Annotated in this window: 1 pseudogene; it reads right to left on the reverse strand. The window is 73.4% G+C overall.

Features of this window, described 5'->3' with window-relative positions:
- Positions 1 to 45 precede the first annotated feature (45 nt).
- A pseudogene (locus tag J0695_RS40940) lies at positions 46 to 485 on the reverse strand (hypothetical protein); the annotation flags it as partial.

Consider the following 485-nt stretch of genomic DNA (forward strand, 5'->3'; position numbering starts at 1 on the left):
CCCCGGAAGAACGTCAGTGGCGGTCTCCGGAGTTCCAGGATGGACTCACGAGCCCGTTCTGCCCAGAGCGCCATACATGATCGCGGCCAGCAGGTCCTGCGGCTTCAGCTCCTTCGCGCCGCCCGGCGCGTCCACGAAGACCGCTGCGCCGCCGCCGAACTCCAGGCGCAGCGGGAGGTGGGCCGCGCCCTCGCCCTTGCCGCCGTTGCCCGTGAGCTGGCCCAGGTCCATGGTCAGGCCGGTGAGCTGGCCGCGGCGCAGCTCCAGCTCCGCGGTCACGTCGCCGTCCGGGATCGCGTCCGGGTCCACCTGGGCGCCCAGCGGCTTCAGCGCTGCGGACAGGTCGTCGGCCGCCGCGCGGCCCGGCAGCGTCATCCGTACGATCTCGGCGCCCCCGCGCTCGCCCGCCGCCTTGAAGGACGCGTGCTCGGCGAGCGTCTTCTCCATCCCGTGCAGGAACTCCCGCTGCGACTGCCCGTCCAGAC

The sequence above is a fragment of the Streptomyces beijiangensis genome (assembly GCF_017315755.1).
Taxonomy (GTDB): Bacteria; Actinomycetota; Actinomycetes; order Streptomycetales; family Streptomycetaceae; genus Streptomyces; species Streptomyces beijiangensis.